Consider the following 15,545-nt stretch of genomic DNA (forward strand, 5'->3'; position numbering starts at 1 on the left):
TGAAAAAGACAATTGGTATTGCAAGACGGCTGGACGCGAGGCGCGCGCCCTCAGGGCGTGCGCCGGAAGAACCGCACGATCGTGTCGCCGGCCGCCAGCTGGTCAAGCTCGATCCAGCCCGGCGTCGGCTGCAGCGTCGCCCGCGCGCTGTCCTCCAGAACCACAAGCGCGTCATCGCAGAGCCACTCGCCGCGAGTGAGCGCCTCAAGGGCGCGCTCGCCCAGACCCTGGCCATAGGGCGGGTCCATGAAGGCCAGATCGAAGGGCGGGCCGACCTTTTCCGGCTTCCGGCCCAGATCGGTGGCGTCGCGCCGGTGCAGCTTGGTGCAGCCATAAAGCTGAAGCGCTTCGATATTGGTGCGGATGGCGCCGCGGGCGTTCGCCTCGGTCTCCACAAACAGGCAGAACTCGGCTCCCCGGCTGATCGCCTCAAGCCCCAGCGCGCCGGACCCGGCGAACAGATCGATCACCCGAGCGCCCTCAAGCTTTCGCGCCCAGGAGGCGTGAGCGAGCTTGTTGAACACGCTTTCGCGCACCCGGTCCGTGGTGGGACGCGTGGCGAGCCCTTTGGGGGCTGAAATGGCGCGGCCCTTATGGGCGCCGGCGACGATTCGCATTGTCTTTCATACTCGTCAGCTCGCCGCGCTTGGAGGCGTCGCGCCGGTCTTTTTGGGAGCCGGTCTTCGGGGCGCCAGCTTTCTGGGGCCCTGGCTTCTGGGACCCTGGCTTCTGAGAGGTCGGTTTCCGGGGTCCTGACTTCTGGGAGTCAGCAGTCTGGGAGCCGGCCCTCAGGGCGCCGGGTGTCTGGGCGCTGGTCTTGCGCGAAGGCCGGGTCTCGCCGGCCGCGGCCTTGGCCGCCTTTGCAGCCTTGCGCGCCTTGTGCCCCGGTTCGGTTTTCGGGCTGGCCTTCGCCCATCCCGCCCTGGAGCCCGTCTTCTTCGGCTTGAAGCCGGATTCCCCGGCCGTGGGGCGCGGCCTGGCCGTAGCGGTGCCGGTCTTTTCCGGCCCTGCCTGCACGCCTTCAGCCATGAGATTGCCGTCGCGGTCCAGCGGATAAAGCCGACCCAGCTGGTCGCGCAGGACCGAGAGCTTGACCTCCTCGGTGTCGCCGCGCTTCAAGGATCCCAGCTGAAACGGGCCGTAAGCGGTGCGCATGAGGCGGTTCACCGTGAGGCCGACGCTGGAAAGCACCTTTCTCACTTCGCGGTTCTTGCCCTCTTTCAGCCCGATGGTGAGCCAGACATTGGCGCCGGTGCGCCGGTCCACCGTGACCTCCACCGGGCCGTAGACGACGCCGTCCACCACCGCCCCGTCGGCGAGCTTTTTCAGCGCCGAATCGTCGGCGCGGCCATAGGCCCGCACACGGTAGCGACGGGTCCAGCCGGTGGCGGGAAGCTCCAGCACCCGCGCCAGCTCGCCGTCATTGGTGAGCAGAAGCAAGCCTTCGGAATTGAGATCCAGCCGTCCGACGCTGATCACCCGGCCCATATCCTCGGGCATCTGGCCAAAGACGGTCTCGCGCCCTTGCGGATCGTTATGGGTGGTCAAAAGCCCGGCAGGCTTGTGATAGCGCCAGACCTTGGTGGGCGGGCGCGGTCCGATCGACTGGCCGTCCAGGCGGATATCGTCGCCCGGCATGACGTTGAAGGCGGGACTTTTGAGCGTCTTGCCGTTGACGCTGATCCGGCCGGCCTCGATCAGGCGCTCGGCTTCACGCCGCGAAGCGACGCCGGAGTGCGCAAGCGCCTTGGCGATGCGCTCGCCCGGCGCTGCGCCGTCCGCCGCGCCCTCTGTAGGGGTGTCTTCGTCAGCCAAGGCTTTACGGATCGCTCCGGTCAGGACTAGAGGAACGGGCATGGAAACCCGCGAACACCGCTTTATGGGGCTGGCGCTGGCCCGAGCGCAAGCCGCCGCTGCGGCGGGCGAGACGCCTGTGGGCGCCGTGATCGTCGATCCGGGCGCCGATCTGGTCATCGCGCAAGGGTCCAACGCGCCCATAGCCGGCCATGATCCCACCTGCCACGCCGAGATCGCCGCCCTTCGCGCCGCCGGGGCGAAGCTCGGCAATTACCGCCTCACCGGCCTTGAGCTTTTCGTCACGCTGGAGCCCTGCGCCATGTGCGCGGGCGCCATCAGCCATGCCCGCATCGGCCGGGTGATCTACGCAGCGTCCGATCCCAAGGGCGGCGCGGTGGAGCACGGCCCGCGCTTCTTTGAGCAGCCCACCTGCCACTGGCGACCTCAAGTGACCGCCGGCGTGCGCGCCGGGGAAGCGTCGGCCCTGCTAAAGGCGTTCTTCAAGGACCGCCGCAAAAAACCCTAGCGCGCCGCCAGAATCGACCGCGCCGTGTCGCAATCGCGCGCGATCTGGGCGGTGAGCGCCTGCAACCCGTCGAACTTTGTCTCACCGCGGATAAACTCCAGCAGTTCGACCTCCAGCGTCTGGCCGTAAAGATCCTCAGCGAAATCGAACAGATGGGTTTCAAGGCGCGCCTCGGTCCCGTCCACGGTGGGGCGACGGCCAAGATTGGCGACGCCGGCCACCATGCGGCCGTCGGCCAGGCGGTTCTTCACTGCATAGACGCCGAAGGCCGGGCGCACATAGGCGCTCAAGCCGATGTTTGCGGTGGGAAATCCGATCGTGCGTCCGCGCTTGTCGCCCTCAGCCACCGCGCCCTCGATGGCGAAGGGCCGGCCCAGGAGCGTGGCTGCGGTCTGCGGCGCGCCCTCGCGCAGGGCCCGGCGCACATCGGAGCTGGAAATCTTGTGATCCACGCCCGGATCGCTCACAGCCTCCGCCACCCGCGCTTCGATCCCGAAGCGGGCCCCGATCTCTTTGAGCGCCGCGGCGTTCCCGGCGCGGTCCTTGCCGAAGCAGAAATCAGCGCCCGTGACGACGCCCTTCAGTCCGAGGCCGCGAGCGAGCACCTCCTCTACGAACGCGTCCGGCGTCATGGCCGCCAACGTCCGGTCAAAGGCGATATGAAGGATGATCTCCACGCCCTGCGCCTGCAGGGCGCGCACGCGCTGGGCCTCGCTCATCAGGGCGAAGGGCTCGGCGTCGGGCTGGAAGATGAGCCTTGGGTGGGGCGTGAACACCGCAGCCGCAGCCGGGGCGCGCAGCTCGGCCGCCAGCGCCGCCGCAGCATCGATGACGGCGGCGTGGCCGCGATGGACCCCGTCGAAATTTCCCAGCGCCGCAACCGCGCCGCGGGCGGTTTCAGGCAAGCCGGCATGGCCGTAATAGACGCTCATATGCCCCTAGGCCGCCGACTTGCGGCGTTTCCTGACGATCACTTCGGCCTCGGCCGCCATACAGGTCTCGCCGTCCACCTCGCACACGCAGGCCAATTTGACCCGGCGCGCCTTGACGTCAACATCGGTCACCGTCGCGCGGCAGATCACGGTGTCGCCGATGCGCACCGGGCGCTCGAACCGCATGCTCATGCCGGCGAACACGGCGCCGGGGCCGGGCAGATGATTGCCCAGCACGCACGAAATGTAGCTGGCCACCAGCGCGCCGTGGGCGATCCGGCCCCTGAACGCCGAGCGTGACGCATAGGCCTCGTCCATGTGCAGCGGATTGAAGTCCCCCGACACCTCGGCGAATTTCTGCACCGCCGCCTCATCCACCAGCCTCGTGATCTCGGCGGACTGCCCGATTTCCAGCTCGGTGATGGCGTAGCCTTCGAAATCGCTCATGTTTTTTGCGCTCCTGCGAGTCTCGCCGCGTGTTTAACCGATTTTTGACCGCAATTGTCTAGCGTCTCGTCTCAGCAGGGACGGCGGACGCAAGAAATCGCGGTCTCAGGTGGTGGAAAAACAGTACGGAGTTGGGGCGATGGCTGTCGAAATGTCGATGCCTATACTGGTGGTGGACGATTACAAGACGATGGTCCGCATCATCAAAAATCTGCTCAAGCAGATCGGATTCGAAAACGTGGACGAGGCGTCGGACGGCACCGAAGCCTTCGAGATGATGAAGAAGCGCAAGTATGGGCTTGTCATCTCCGACTGGAACATGGAGCCGATGACCGGCTACGAGTTGCTGCAAAAGGTTCGCGCCGACGAAGGGGTCAAGGCGACGCCGTTCATCATGGTGACCGCCGAATCCAAGACCGAGAACGTCATCGCGGCGAAGAAGGCCGGGGTGAACAATTATATCGTGAAGCCCTTCAATGCGGGAACCCTTAAAGCGAAGATGACAGCCGTCATCGGCGATTTTTAGTCCGGTTTTCATTTCGCCCAAGGACTGGCGCCCCGGCGGTTCAGCGCATTCAAGCGCAAACCAGCCCGGCCCCACAACCTGAGGGAAGGATACATAATGCCCGCCGCAGAAGTCGCCGCGCAGATTCGCGAGAGCCTTAAATCGGTCAAAGCCGCCGATCTCAAGGACCCCCAGCTGATCGAGGTGCTCCGCCTCGCCCAGCAACTCACCGACACGATGCAGATGTTTTTCGGCTCGCTGGACCGCTCGATCCACGACGAGTTCATCTCCATCGCCAATTATATCGCCCGCACCCGCGACGAGATCGCGCAGCTGCGTCCCAATGATATCCGCGAGCAGCGCATCCCCATCGCCGGCGCCGAGCTGGAGGCTGTCGTCACCGACACCGAAAAGGCCACCGAGGCGATCATGAGCGAGGCCGAGGCGCTGATGTCCGCCGAGCCCGACGATCTCGCCGCCTACAAGGACGAGGTCGACGCGGCCATGTGCCGGATCATCGAGAACTGCTCGTTCCAGGACCTCTCCGGTCAGCGAGTGTCCAAGGTCGTCGCCTCCCTCAAGCATATCGAGAACCGGGTGGCGCGTTTCGCCTCCACCATGGGCGTGCACGACGCCGAGGCCACCGAAGAAGAGCGCGCCGAATCCGAGCGCCAGACCAGGCTCCACCTCAACGGCCCGGCCAAGGGCGGTCCGGAAACCAAGCAGGACGATGTGGACAGCCTGATGGCCATGGATCAGGACGCCATCGATTCGCTGTTCGACTAAGCCGTCTTCAAAGTCCGGGGGACAGTAAAGCGCCTCGCCCTCATCGGCGGGGCGTTTGCTATTCCACCCGGCGATAGACGCCATGGACGACTATGTCCTGGCCCATCACGTCAAGATAATGGCCCATCAGGCGCTCGATCTGATCCAGGTCCTCCACCCGGCAATAGCCCTCCGGATCAAGGACGACGCCCGCCTCCTCCCGGATCGCATCAGCGAGCGCCGAGCAGTCGGGCTGGTGATAGCTGATGACCGCGCCGTCTTCATAGACCCAGGCGACGCCATAGCGGAACCCGTCCTCGCTCGGCAGCTGGGCGAGATAGATATTTGCGCTGATCTCGCGCAAACGCGCCCCCTCATGGGGAAAGTTCGGCGTCTGGGAGACATAGCGCCGGCGATCCGCCTCGACCCTGCCGCGCCAGGTTTCAAAATCCCACTCGGTCCCGTCCGGATGGGTGGGCCAGTGCGCGTACACGCCTTCCTGAAGCGGCGTGTCCGCCCCCCAATATCCGATCAGCTCACGCTGGCTGGTGAAGCAGGCCGAAAGCGCAAGCGCGACGGCGCTGACCGCTGCAAGGCGCAGCGCCGCCGTCAGCCTCACGGAGTCCGCCCGTAGAAGGGCTCGCAGGCCTTCGCCAGCCATTCCGCCGCCTCGCCGTCCACCAGCGGCGACACCTTTTCACGCACCTGCGCATGATAGGCGTCGAGCCAGGCGGTCTCCTCGGTTGTCAGCAGGGTGACATCCACCAGGCCGCGATGGATCGGCGCCATGGTCAGCGTCTCAAAGCCCATCATCTTGCGGTTTCCATGGGGCGGAACTTCCTCCGCCGGCGTGACGAACTGAAGGTTTTCAATCCGGATGCCGTAGGCCCCCACCTGGTAATAGCCGGGCTCGTTAGAGACGATCATGCCCGGTTTCAGCGCCACGGTGTTCGGCCGCTTGGAGATGTTCTGCGGGCCCTCATGGACGCCCAGATAGCTGCCCACGCCGTGGCCGGTGCCGTGATCATAGTCGTGACCGGCCATCCAGAGCGGCGCGCGCGCCAGCACATCCAGCGCCCCTCCCGTGGTGCCTTCGGGAAAGCGGATCATGGACAGGGCGATATGGCCCTTGAGCACCAGCGTGAAATGGCGGCGCTGGGCTTCGCTGGGCTGGCCGATGGGCACGGTGCGGGTGATGTCGGTGGTGCCGTCGGGATACTGCCCGCCGGAATCCACCAGATAGAGCGAGCCCGGCTCCAGCTTGCGCGTGGAGGCGGTGTTCACCCGGTAATGCGGAAACGCGCCGTTGGGCCCGGCCGCGCTGATCGTCTCAAAGCTGATATCCTTCAGCTCCGCCGAGCCGCGCCGGAACGCTTCAAGCTTCACGGCGGCGGCGATTTCATCCACATCGCCGGTCTGCGCCTGGGTATCGATCCAGTGCAGGAAGCGCACGATGGCGGCGCCGTCACGGATATGCGCCGCTTTCGAGCCCTCGATCTCCACCGCGTTCTTGCAGGCCTTGGGCAGGGACACAGGATCGGAGCCGCGCTTTACGATCGCGCCGCCGCTTTCCAACTGCTGGAACACCCAGACCGAGCTCACCGCCGGGTCCACCCGCACGGTCTTTCCCGACAGCGCCTTGAGCCCGTCGCCGAACGCGGTCTCGGGACGCACCGAAACTTCATTGCCCAGATGGGCGCGGGCGGCGTCGGTGAGCTTGGCCTCATTGATGAACAGCGTCGCCCGGCCGTCGCGCTCCAGCACGGCGGCCGAAAGCGGCAGCGGCGTGCACGCGACGTCCCCGCCGCGCAGATTGAACAGCCAGGCGATGGAGGCCGGATCAGTGATCACCGCCGCGTCCGCGCCGGACTCCTCAAGATCGCCGGCGATGCGCCGGCGCTTGTCGCCATGCTCTTCGCCCGAAAACGCCATGGGATGGGGATGGACGGCGGCGGCCGGCGCCGCCGGGCGATCCTCCCACGCCGCGTCGATGGGGTTCTGGTCCAGGCACACAAGCTCAGCGCCCGCGCGCTCGGCGGCGGCCTCAAGCCTCGCCAGCGCGTCGGGAGAATGGACCCTGGGGTCATAACCGAGCTTTTCGCCGCGCCTGGCGTTCAACCGGATCCAGCCGGCGAGCCCCTCGCCGGTCAGGTCGGCGTATTCAAAGAGCTCATTGTCGACCTGGTTCTTGACCTGCTCGGTATAGCGCCCGTCCACGAACACCGCGGCGCGGTCAAGCATGGCGATCGCCGCGCCGGCCGACCCGGTGAAGCCGGTCGCCCATGTGAGGCGCTCGGCGTTCGCGGGCAGATATTCGTTATTATACTCGTCCTCATGCGGGATGATGAACCCGTCGAGGCCGGAAGCCTTGAGGACTTTGCGAAGCTTGGGAAGGTTTTCGCGCCCGAACCCGGGCCCGCCCTTCACGTGGAAAGTCTGAATTTGCTGGGTCATGGGGAGAAGTTACGCCTGCGGCCCGCCGGTTTCAATCAAAGCTGTGAGGCGCCCGCAGTGGGCCCGGCCATAAAACCGGCGCGCCAAAACCGCCCGCCGCACATCGTGCGCGAGGCTATGGGGATGGCGAGGGCGGCGCGGGAGGATCCAGGCCGNNTCTCTTTRTGTRTTTGGAGGCCGGATACGACCCCCGCGCCGCTGAGGTGATTTTTCGGTCAGCGGGACTCAACGGAACCTCCCCGTCTACCCGTAACCCGCCGCTTTGCGGACCGGTGCGTTAGCCGGAACTCACTCGGGACACCCCGTCATTCCCGCCCGAACAGGACGCTCCGGAGCGGCCTCGCCTGCGAGATGACGGGGGTGATTATGGGGGAGGCGAGAGTNGGGGCGGATAAGTTCTACGCTGTCATCCCGGCCAAGCCCGCCCCGCGGGCGCAGAGCCGGGACCTCAAGCCGTTGAAACCCGGAAGCTTCATCTGCAATGTGTGAGGTCCCGGCTCTGCGCGCTGACGCGCTCCGGCCGGGATGACAGCGGCGGATAAAGCACCGGCGAGGCCGCACTGGGTCCCCGCTTTCGCGGGGATGACGAAAGGGGGGCGGTCTGGAGAGCCGTTGAAGCTGGATGCAGCCGCAAACCGACATCGCCGGTTCCCGGTTTCATCCCCGGCGCAAAGCCGGGGGGAAGACCGGGATCTGCGGCGCACAAGAGCGAAACGCAAAGCCAGCGGCGCCGCCTGCACAGCGCCAGACCCTCAACGCGCCGTAGATCCCGGTTCCGCCCCCGGCCTGAAGCCGGGGATCGGACCGGGAACCGGGCTGGGTCAGTCGCGCGAAAGAATGCGGCGGCGGCGCCCCCTACCCGCCTGGCGGAGGGCCGGACCAGCCGCAGGCGTCGCAATCAAGCTCGGCGCCGGTTTCGATGAGGGTGAAGTGGCCGCAATCGGGGCATGGCTCGCCGTGATAATCGCGCTTGGGGCTGGGCTCGGCCACGGCGCGGGCGCCGCCGGAGCGGCCCTCGCCGCCAGAGGACTTCGCCGGGCGTGAGCCCAGCATCACCACATTGTCGGGCAGCTGGCCGCGCGAAAAGCCCTTGGAGATCAGGCTGGACGCATCGGCTTCGGTGATGAATTTCTCTTTGGCGACACCGTCCCCGATGCCCGAAGGATCGTGGCGAGACGCCTCTGAATGGGCGAGATCGGCGCGGTCGAGATAGCTCACGCCCAGCTCGCGGAAGACATAGTCGAGGATCGAGCTGGCGTGCTTGATCGCCTCATTGCCCTCCACATCCCCGGCCGGCTCAAACCGGGTGAAGAGATAGGCGTCCACATACTCCTCCAGCGGCACGCCGTATTGCAGGCCGATGGAGATGGCGATGGCGAAATTATTCATCAGCGAGCGGAAGGCGGCGCCTTCCTTGTGCATGTCGATGAAGATCTCGCCCAGCTCGCCGTCTTCAAACTCGCCGGTGTGCAGATAGACCTTGTGGCCGCCCACGGTGGATTTCTGGATATAGCCCTTGCGCCGGTCGGGCAGCTTGCGGCGCTGGGCGCTGCGCTCGACGATGCGCTCCACCACCCGTTCCACCACGCGCTCCTCAGTGATGAAGTCGCGCCGGCCGTAATCGCCGCCCTCAAACTCGATCGTGTTGAGAAGGTCGTAGAGCGCCTCGCCCTCGCGGCGGATGACGATGGATTTGAGGCCGCGCCGCGCGGCGGACACCGCCAATGCGCCGGCCTCTTCAATCCCGGCCGATCCCGGCAGAGCGATCTCCAGTCCGCACGGCGCGCCGAGCGCCCCCTCCACCGCCTCGGCCATGGCCAGGCGCGCTTCGGGGCCGGGGTCGGCGAAGACGGCCCGGCGGGCAGGGTCGAGGCTCTGACAATCATCCAGACGCCCCGCCCCGTGCACGTGACGCTCCGCGGCGGCCACATCCAGCGGATCGACGCCGAGGCCTTCTAGAAGCCGCGGCCCCGCCTTGTCGAACTGATCCGGTGAAAGCCCGCAGCGCCGGGCGATTTCCGGCCCGAGGCTCCAGCGATTGATCGCAAAGCGCAGCGGCACGCCGTCGCCAAGGGCGGCGTCGATGCGCGCAAACGCCCCGTCGTCCACGCCCTGCTCTGAAAGCTGGGACAGCCATTCGGCGCTAAACCCTGACAGCGAGCGCGCGCCCAGAGCGTGGCGGCGCGCGGCCTCTTGCGCATCCGCGTCCAGATCGGCGAGCGCGGCGCGGATCGGCGCGGAGAGAGTCGCCCCGCCGGGCGCATCGAGAGCGGCGGGCGGGTGAACACCCACCGACTGGGCGTCGAGGAAGGCGAGCATCAGCTCTGTGGGCCGCTCCAGCGTCACCGGCGCCGGGCTCGCCTCGGCAGCCAGCGTCAGCATCCGCGCGGCGAGATCGCGCGCGCGGTCGCTATCATAGGCGAGCGCACAGGCGGTGAGCGCGGCGCCAAGCCCGGTGAGGGCCAGCGCGCCGCCTTCGGCTTCGCAGGCGCCGCCCCACAGGGCGCAGGCCTGAGCCAGCGCGGTACCGTCCAGGCGCTGATCCACGATGAAGCGGGAGAGATCAAGGGCCGCCCCGAGCGGCAGGGCCGGCGCGGGCGCTTCGAACACGAGCGCCGGGGCGCCATGGGTCCACAGCGCCTCGCCCAGGCGGGTCAGGAGCGTGCGGGCGGGGGCGCCGTCCTCCAGCGCGCCGTCGGCTTCGGCCAGATCAAAGAAGGAGGCGTCAAGATGCACCAGAGGCGTCTCCACCGGCGCCGGCGCGGCGTTGAGACCGGGTTCCGGCGCCGTGACCCCCTGGCGGGCGCGGGCTATGGCCCGCTCGATCATGGCGTCGGGCGCGCCGTCGCGGCGGGCGGCGCGCACCGCGCGGGCCAGGGCGCGATTGCGACGCGGATCAAAGCATTCCTCCGCCGAACCGTCGCAGTTCACACACGCAAGCGCCACCGCCTCCAGCCGCTCGGCGAGAACGCGCGCGCCCACCGCAGCGGCCGCCTCGCCCATGGCGGCGGCGTTCAGCTCATCAAGCACCGCGGACAAATCGTCCGCCCCAGCCGCGAACACCGGCGCCGGAGGGGCCAGCCCCTCGCCGCGCCACAGGGCGGGCGCGGGAACGGCCTCACGATGAACCAGGGAGGCTGTGAACTCGGCCCTGGCCGCGGCGGCGTCCTGAAACGGCGCAGACAGCGCCTGGGCCAGAGCCGCCAGCGTTTCGGCGGAGTCGATCTCGGTGTCGAAATCGGCCCCTGACAGCGCCGCAAAGGCGGCTGTGGCGCGCGCCGGCCAGTGGGCGGGAACGCGCGCGCGGGCGTCGCCCGCATCAAGCGCATCCGGGTCGGCGGGCAGCACCGCGCGGCTTTCAAACGCGATCCCGTCTGCGATATCGGCGTCGGGACGGGTCAAACGGCGATCGACCATGGCGAGGCTCCGCACGGAAGGGAAATCGAATCACCGTCAGGATACCGCGCGCCGGGCGATAGAGTCGAAGCCTCCCGCACAGATCTGGGGAAACTGAGGCCGAGGCCATGAAAAAAGGCCGCGCTCCTGTCGGTGCGCGGCCTCTTCCTCGTCTGTTTCTTAGTCGCGACTTTTGCGAGCCTAGTCCTCGCCGGCGGTGTCCAGCGCGGCTTCGCGGGCGCGATCAACGGCGCCTTTGGCTTCCGGATCGCGGTCCACCAGCTCGATCACGGCCATGGGCGCGTTGTCGCCATGGCGGAAACCGGCTTTCAGCACGCGGGTATAGCCGCCATTGCGCTCGGTGTAGCGCGGGCCGATCGTGTCAAACAACTTGACGACCTGATCCTTGTTGCGGATCTGGCTGATCGCCTGACGGCGCGCATGCAGATCGCCGCGCTTGGCCAGGGTCACGAGCTTGTCCATGATGGGTTTAAGCTCTTTGGCCTTGGGCAGGGTGGTGACGATCTGTTCGTGCTCGATCAGCGAGGCGGCCATGTTGGCGAACATGGCTTTGCGGTGGCTGGCCGTACGGTTCAGTTTGCGGTGGGCGACGCCGTGGCGCATGGGATGTCTCCTTCAGTCTATGAAGCGGGCCGTCTCGCGACGCTCCGTTCTAGATCTGGTCCTCGTATTTCTTGGCCAGGTCCTCGATGTTCTCGGGCGGCCAGTTCGGCGCGTCCATGCCCAGATGCAGGCCCATCTGGGCGAGAACTTCCTTGATCTCGTTAAGCGATTTACGACCGAAATTCGGCGTGCGCAGCATTTCCGCTTCGCTCTTCTGAATGAGGTCGCCGATATAGACGATATTGTCGTTCTTCAGGCAGTTGGCTGAGCGGACCGACAGCTCGAGCTCGTCGACCTTTTTCAGAAGCGCCGGGTTGAAGTCGAGCTCCGGCTTCTCGTCGTCGCCGACACGCGCCTGGTTGGGCTCGTCGAAATTCACGAAGATCTGGAACTGGTCCTGCAGGATGCGCGCGGCGTATGCCACCGAATCCTCAGGGGTCACGGCGCCGTTGGTCTCGATCTCCAGGATCAGCTTGTCATAGTCCAGCACCTGGCCCTCACGGGTGTTCTCCACCCGGTAGGCGACACGCTTGACCGGGCTGTAGAGGGCGTCGACGCCCACCAGGCCGATGGGCGCGTCTTCGGGACGGTTGCGCTCGGCGGGGACATAGCCCTTGCCGGTGTTCACCGTCAGGACCATGCGCACCTCGGCGTCCTCGTCGAGGGTGCAGATCACGTGGTTCTTATTGATGACCTCGATGTCGGCGGTCTCTTCGATATCGCCGGCGGTCACTTCGCCCGGGCCGCTCTTCTTCAGCGTCAGGCGCTTGGGCCCCTCGCCGTGCATGCGAAGAGCGACCTGCTTGAGGTTCAAGATGATGTCGGTGACGTCTTCGCGCACGCCCTTGATCGAGGAAAACTCGTGCAGGACGGAGTCGATCTGCACCGCGGTGATCGCGGCGCCCTGGAGCGAAGACAGAAGGATCCGGCGCAGCGCATTGCCCAGCGTCATGCCGAAGCCGCGCTCAAGCGGCTCGGCGATGATCTTGGCGTGGCGAGACGCATCATGGCCGGGCTGGATTTCCGGCTTCATCGGGCGGATCAGTTCCTGCCAGTTCTTCTCAATCACGGACATCACCCCTTCAGGCGAGCGGCGCGAACGTCGAGGGGGACGTTCACGCCGGCTGGAAATTCAAAATACGCGGCCGGCGGAAAACTCCGCCGCGCGTGCTAGACCCGGCGGCGTTTCGGCGGACGGCAACCATTGTGCGGGATCGTCGTCACGTCGTGGATCGTGGTGATCGTCAGACCGACCGACTGCAGGGCGCGCAGGGCGCTCTCACGGCCGGAACCGGGACCCGACACCTTCACCTCAAGCGTCTTCACGCCGTGCTCCTGGGCCTTGCGGCCCGCATCTTCAGCAGCGACCTGGGCGGCGTACGGGGTCGATTTGCGCGACCCTTTAAAGCCCATGGTGCCGGCCGAAGACCAGGAGATCGCGTTGCCCTGGGCGTCGGTGATGGTGATCATGGTGTTGTTGAAGCTGGCGTTCACATGCGCGACGCCGGCCGTAATATTCTTGCGTTCGCGACGGCGGACGCGGCTTGTCTCTTTGGCCATGGCCCTCGCTCCTTATTTCTTCTTGCCGGCGATCGGCTTGGCGGGACCCTTGCGGGTGCGCGCATTGGTGTGCGTGCGCTGGCCGCGAACGGGAAGGCCCCGGCGATGGCGCAGGCCGCGATAGCAGCCCAGATCCATCAGGCGCTTCACGTTCACCGCGACTTCACGGCGAAGGTCGCCCTCCACGGTGTAGCCCGCGTCGATCGTTTCACGGATCGACAGGATTTCCGCATCGGTGAGCTCGTTGACCCGCTTTTCAGCAGCGATGCCCACCTTTTCGCAGATTTCCGCAGCCTTGGTCTCGCCAATGCCATGGATATAGCGAAGCGCCACGGTGACGCGTTTGTTGGTCGGAATGTTGACGCCGGCGATCCGTGCCACGACGCTCTCCTTGTCCTCATCAGCCCCAGCACGCGAAACAGACCGAAAGCGCGGCCGATTGAGGCGGCGCCGGAACGATGTCTGCCCCATGCGAGCGAAGGGCGGTTCTTATAGTCACAGCCCCCGCCGCGTCAACCGCGTTGCGCGCCGGGGAAACGGTTTTTGCGCCGGACAGCTGTATCCGGTCGCGCGTGTCTCTAGCCGTCCACGGCGGAATCGATCCGCCGGGCGACCTCGTCAACGTCGCCCATGCCGTCCAGATCGGCCAGTTTACCACGGGCCTCATAGTACGGGATCAGCGGCGCGGTCTGGCTGTTATACGTCTCCAGACGGTTCTTGAAGGCTTCCACCGTGTCATCGGGGCGGCCCTCCTCTTTGGCGCGTTTCTCCATGCGCGCCACCAGTTCGTTCTGGTCAACAACAAGGCGGAGCACCTTGTCGATCTGCGCACCCCGGCCCTCAAGCAGGCGGTCTAACGCCTCGGCCTGGGCAACGGTGCGCGGAAATCCGTCGAAGATCGCGCCGCCGGCCGCTTCGGCCTCGGGCAGACGCTCTTCGATCAATGCGATCACGATCTCGTCGGACACCAGATCGCCGCGGTCCATGATGTCGGCGACGCGCCGTCCCAGCTCGGTCCCGGCGCTGCGCGCAGCGCGCAGCATGTCGCCGGTGGAGAGCTGAACCCAGCCGCGGTTTGCGACGAGGCGCTTGGCCTGGGTGCCCTTGCCGGCGCCCGGCGGTCCGAACAGAACCAGATTCATTTCTTCCGCCCCCGCAGTTTCGTCTTCTTGATCAGCCCCTCATACTGGTGAGCCAGCAGGTGTGACTGGATCTGGCCGACCGTATCAAGGGTCACCGAAACCACGATGAGGATGGCCGTGCCCCCGATATAGAAGGGGATCTGGCTGTACTGCGCCTTCAGGATCTCGGGCAGCAGACACACGATGGTCAGATACCCGGCGCCGATCACGGTGAGGCGCGACAGCACGTAGTCGAGATATTCCGCTGTGCGCTTGCCCGGACGGATGCCCGGCAGGAAGCCGCCATACTTCTTCAGGTTCTCCGCCGTGTCCTCCGGATTGAAGACGATGGAGGTGTAGAAGAAGGTGAAGAAGATGATCATCGAGCCGTAGAAGGCGATGAACAGCGGCTGGCCCGGGCCGAGCAGCGCCACGACCTGGCGCAGCCAGTCGGGGCCGGACTGGGCCGAGAAGCCCGCCACGGTGGCCGGCAGCAGCAGAAGCGAGCTGGCGAAGATCGCCGGGATCACGCCTGCGGTGTTCAGCTTCAGCGGCAGGAAGCTGGATTCCCCACCCGTCATCTTGTTGCCCACCTGGCGCTTGGGATACTGAATCAGAAGCCGGCGCTGGCTGCGCTCGATGAACACCACGAAGGTGAGCACTGCGATGATGCCCACCAGCATCGCTACGATGACGCCGCCCGGCAGCGTGCCCGAAGCGCCCTGCTCGAGCGCCTGGAACAGCGCACGGGGCATTTCCGCGATGATGCCGGCGAAGATGATCAGGGAGACGCCGTTGCCCACGCCGCGCGCGGTGATCTGCTCGCCGAGCCACAAAAGGAACATCGTGCCGCCCACCAGCGTCACGACCGTGGACGCCAGGAAGAAGGGCCCCGGGTTCATCGCGATCGAGGCGCCGCTATTGGGATCGACGGCCTGCATGCCGAGCGCGATGGCGAAGGCCTGAACCGTCGCCAGCACCACGGTGAGATAGCGCGAATACTGATTGATCTGCTTGCGGCCCTGCTCGCCGCCTTCCTTCTTCATGCGCTCCAGGCTCGGCACGGTGGCGGCCATGAGCTGCATGATGATCGAGGCGGAGATGTAGGGCATCACGTTCAGGGCGAAGATCGCCATGCGCTCCACGGCGCCGCCCGAGAACATGTTGAACACGCCGAGAATTCCGCCCTGCTGGCCTTCGAAGGCCAGGCGGAATTGCTCAAAATCGATCCCGGGGATCGGCACATAGGTGCCGACACGGTAAATCACGAGCACGAGCAGCGTGAAAAGAATGCGCTGCTGCAGCTCCTTGGCGCGGGCGAACGCCCCGAAATTCATGTTCGAAGCGAGCTGTTCGGCGGCTGACGCCATGTTGTCGTGTGCTCCTGAACTCGGGACGGACAAGCAAAACGGGGACCG

The 15,545-nt window shown here is 66.3% G+C and carries 16 protein-coding genes; 3 read left to right on the forward strand and 13 right to left on the reverse strand.

The features are described from left to right. Positions 1 to 50: 50 nt before the first annotated feature. Entirely contained in the window at positions 51 to 617 is a 567-nt protein-coding gene (rsmD, locus tag ACWCOP_RS09945; RefSeq protein WP_478248130.1) for a 16S rRNA (guanine(966)-N(2))-methyltransferase RsmD, read from the reverse strand. Then, positions 592 to 1,815 (reverse strand): pseudouridine synthase, encoded by a 1,224-nt coding sequence (locus ACWCOP_RS09950; protein WP_478248131.1) that lies wholly within the window; start codon positions 1,813 to 1,815, stop codon positions 592 to 594. Before ACWCOP_RS09950 ends, rsmD begins: the two co-directional genes overlap by 26 nt. Positions 1,816 to 1,855: 40 nt before the next feature. On the opposite strand from ACWCOP_RS09950, the gene ACWCOP_RS09955 reads away from it, so the two are divergent. After that, positions 1,856 to 2,323 (forward strand): nucleoside deaminase, encoded by a 468-nt coding sequence (locus ACWCOP_RS09955; protein WP_478248132.1) that lies wholly within the window; start codon positions 1,856 to 1,858, stop codon positions 2,321 to 2,323. Here ACWCOP_RS09955 and ACWCOP_RS09960 read toward each other — a convergent pair. Next, positions 2,320 to 3,255 (reverse strand): bifunctional riboflavin kinase/FAD synthetase, encoded by a 936-nt coding sequence (locus ACWCOP_RS09960; RefSeq protein ID WP_478248133.1) that lies wholly within the window; start codon positions 3,253 to 3,255, stop codon positions 2,320 to 2,322. The genes ACWCOP_RS09955 and ACWCOP_RS09960 overlap by 4 nt on opposite strands. 6 nt (positions 3,256 to 3,261) lie before the next feature. Then, positions 3,262 to 3,702: a MaoC family dehydratase gene (locus tag ACWCOP_RS09965; RefSeq protein ID WP_478248134.1), complete on the reverse strand. Its 441-nt coding sequence runs from the start codon at positions 3,700 to 3,702 to the stop codon at positions 3,262 to 3,264. A 139-nt stretch (positions 3,703 to 3,841) separates the two neighbouring features. On the opposite strand from ACWCOP_RS09965, the gene ACWCOP_RS09970 reads away from it, so the two are divergent. Together ACWCOP_RS09970 and ACWCOP_RS09975 are read left to right on the forward strand one after the other, a co-directional pair. Then, complete coding sequence (locus tag ACWCOP_RS09970) at positions 3,842 to 4,228, forward strand: response regulator (protein ID WP_478248135.1); 387 nt, start codon at positions 3,842 to 3,844, stop codon at positions 4,226 to 4,228. 96 nt (positions 4,229 to 4,324) lie between these two features. After that, positions 4,325 to 4,993, forward strand: coding sequence for a protein phosphatase CheZ (locus tag ACWCOP_RS09975; protein WP_478248136.1), 669 nt, complete (start codon positions 4,325 to 4,327; stop codon positions 4,991 to 4,993). 58 nt (positions 4,994 to 5,051) lie between these two features. Here ACWCOP_RS09975 and ACWCOP_RS09980 read toward each other — a convergent pair whose 3' ends face one another. The 9 genes from ACWCOP_RS09980 to secY all read right to left on the reverse strand — a co-directional run bounded on the left by ACWCOP_RS09980 (position 5,052) and on the right by secY (position 15,497). Then, positions 5,052 to 5,591 (reverse strand): hypothetical protein, encoded by a 540-nt coding sequence (locus ACWCOP_RS09980; RefSeq protein WP_478248137.1) that lies wholly within the window; start codon positions 5,589 to 5,591, stop codon positions 5,052 to 5,054. Then, the gene (locus ACWCOP_RS09985) at positions 5,588 to 7,426 is read right to left on the reverse strand and encodes an aminopeptidase P family protein (RefSeq protein ID WP_478248138.1); all 1,839 of its coding nucleotides are present in this window, start codon (positions 7,424 to 7,426) and stop codon (positions 5,588 to 5,590) included. Before ACWCOP_RS09985 ends, ACWCOP_RS09980 begins: the two co-directional genes overlap by 4 nt. An 855-nt stretch (positions 7,427 to 8,281) precedes the next feature. Next, positions 8,282 to 10,843, reverse strand: a complete 2,562-nt coding sequence (locus ACWCOP_RS09990; RefSeq protein WP_478248139.1) for a TSCPD domain-containing protein — start codon at positions 10,841 to 10,843, stop codon at positions 8,282 to 8,284. Between the two features lie 180 nt (positions 10,844 to 11,023). Continuing rightward, complete coding sequence (rplQ, locus tag ACWCOP_RS09995; RefSeq protein WP_478248140.1) at positions 11,024 to 11,446, reverse strand: 50S ribosomal protein L17; 423 nt, start codon at positions 11,444 to 11,446, stop codon at positions 11,024 to 11,026. Between the two features lie 49 nt (positions 11,447 to 11,495). Beyond that, complete coding sequence (locus tag ACWCOP_RS10000; protein ID WP_478250677.1) at positions 11,496 to 12,515, reverse strand: DNA-directed RNA polymerase subunit alpha; 1,020 nt, start codon at positions 12,513 to 12,515, stop codon at positions 11,496 to 11,498. 101 nt (positions 12,516 to 12,616) lie between these two features. Next, complete coding sequence (gene rpsK, locus ACWCOP_RS10005) at positions 12,617 to 13,006, reverse strand: 30S ribosomal protein S11 (RefSeq protein ID WP_478248141.1); 390 nt, start codon at positions 13,004 to 13,006, stop codon at positions 12,617 to 12,619. 12 nt (positions 13,007 to 13,018) lie between these two features. Then, positions 13,019 to 13,387: a 30S ribosomal protein S13 gene (rpsM, locus tag ACWCOP_RS10010; RefSeq protein ID WP_478248142.1), complete on the reverse strand. Its 369-nt coding sequence runs from the start codon at positions 13,385 to 13,387 to the stop codon at positions 13,019 to 13,021. A gap of 197 nt (positions 13,388 to 13,584) precedes the next feature. Further along, complete coding sequence (locus ACWCOP_RS10015) at positions 13,585 to 14,148, reverse strand: adenylate kinase (RefSeq protein ID WP_478248143.1); 564 nt, start codon at positions 14,146 to 14,148, stop codon at positions 13,585 to 13,587. After that, a complete protein-coding gene (gene secY, locus ACWCOP_RS10020; protein ID WP_478248144.1) occupies positions 14,145 to 15,497 on the reverse strand; it encodes a preprotein translocase subunit SecY in 1,353 nt (450 codons plus the stop codon). The genes ACWCOP_RS10015 and secY overlap by 4 nt, the downstream gene beginning before the upstream one ends. Positions 15,498 to 15,545 lie beyond the last annotated feature (48 nt).

The organism is Apolloniradiicaulis salifontis (assembly GCF_053756655.1).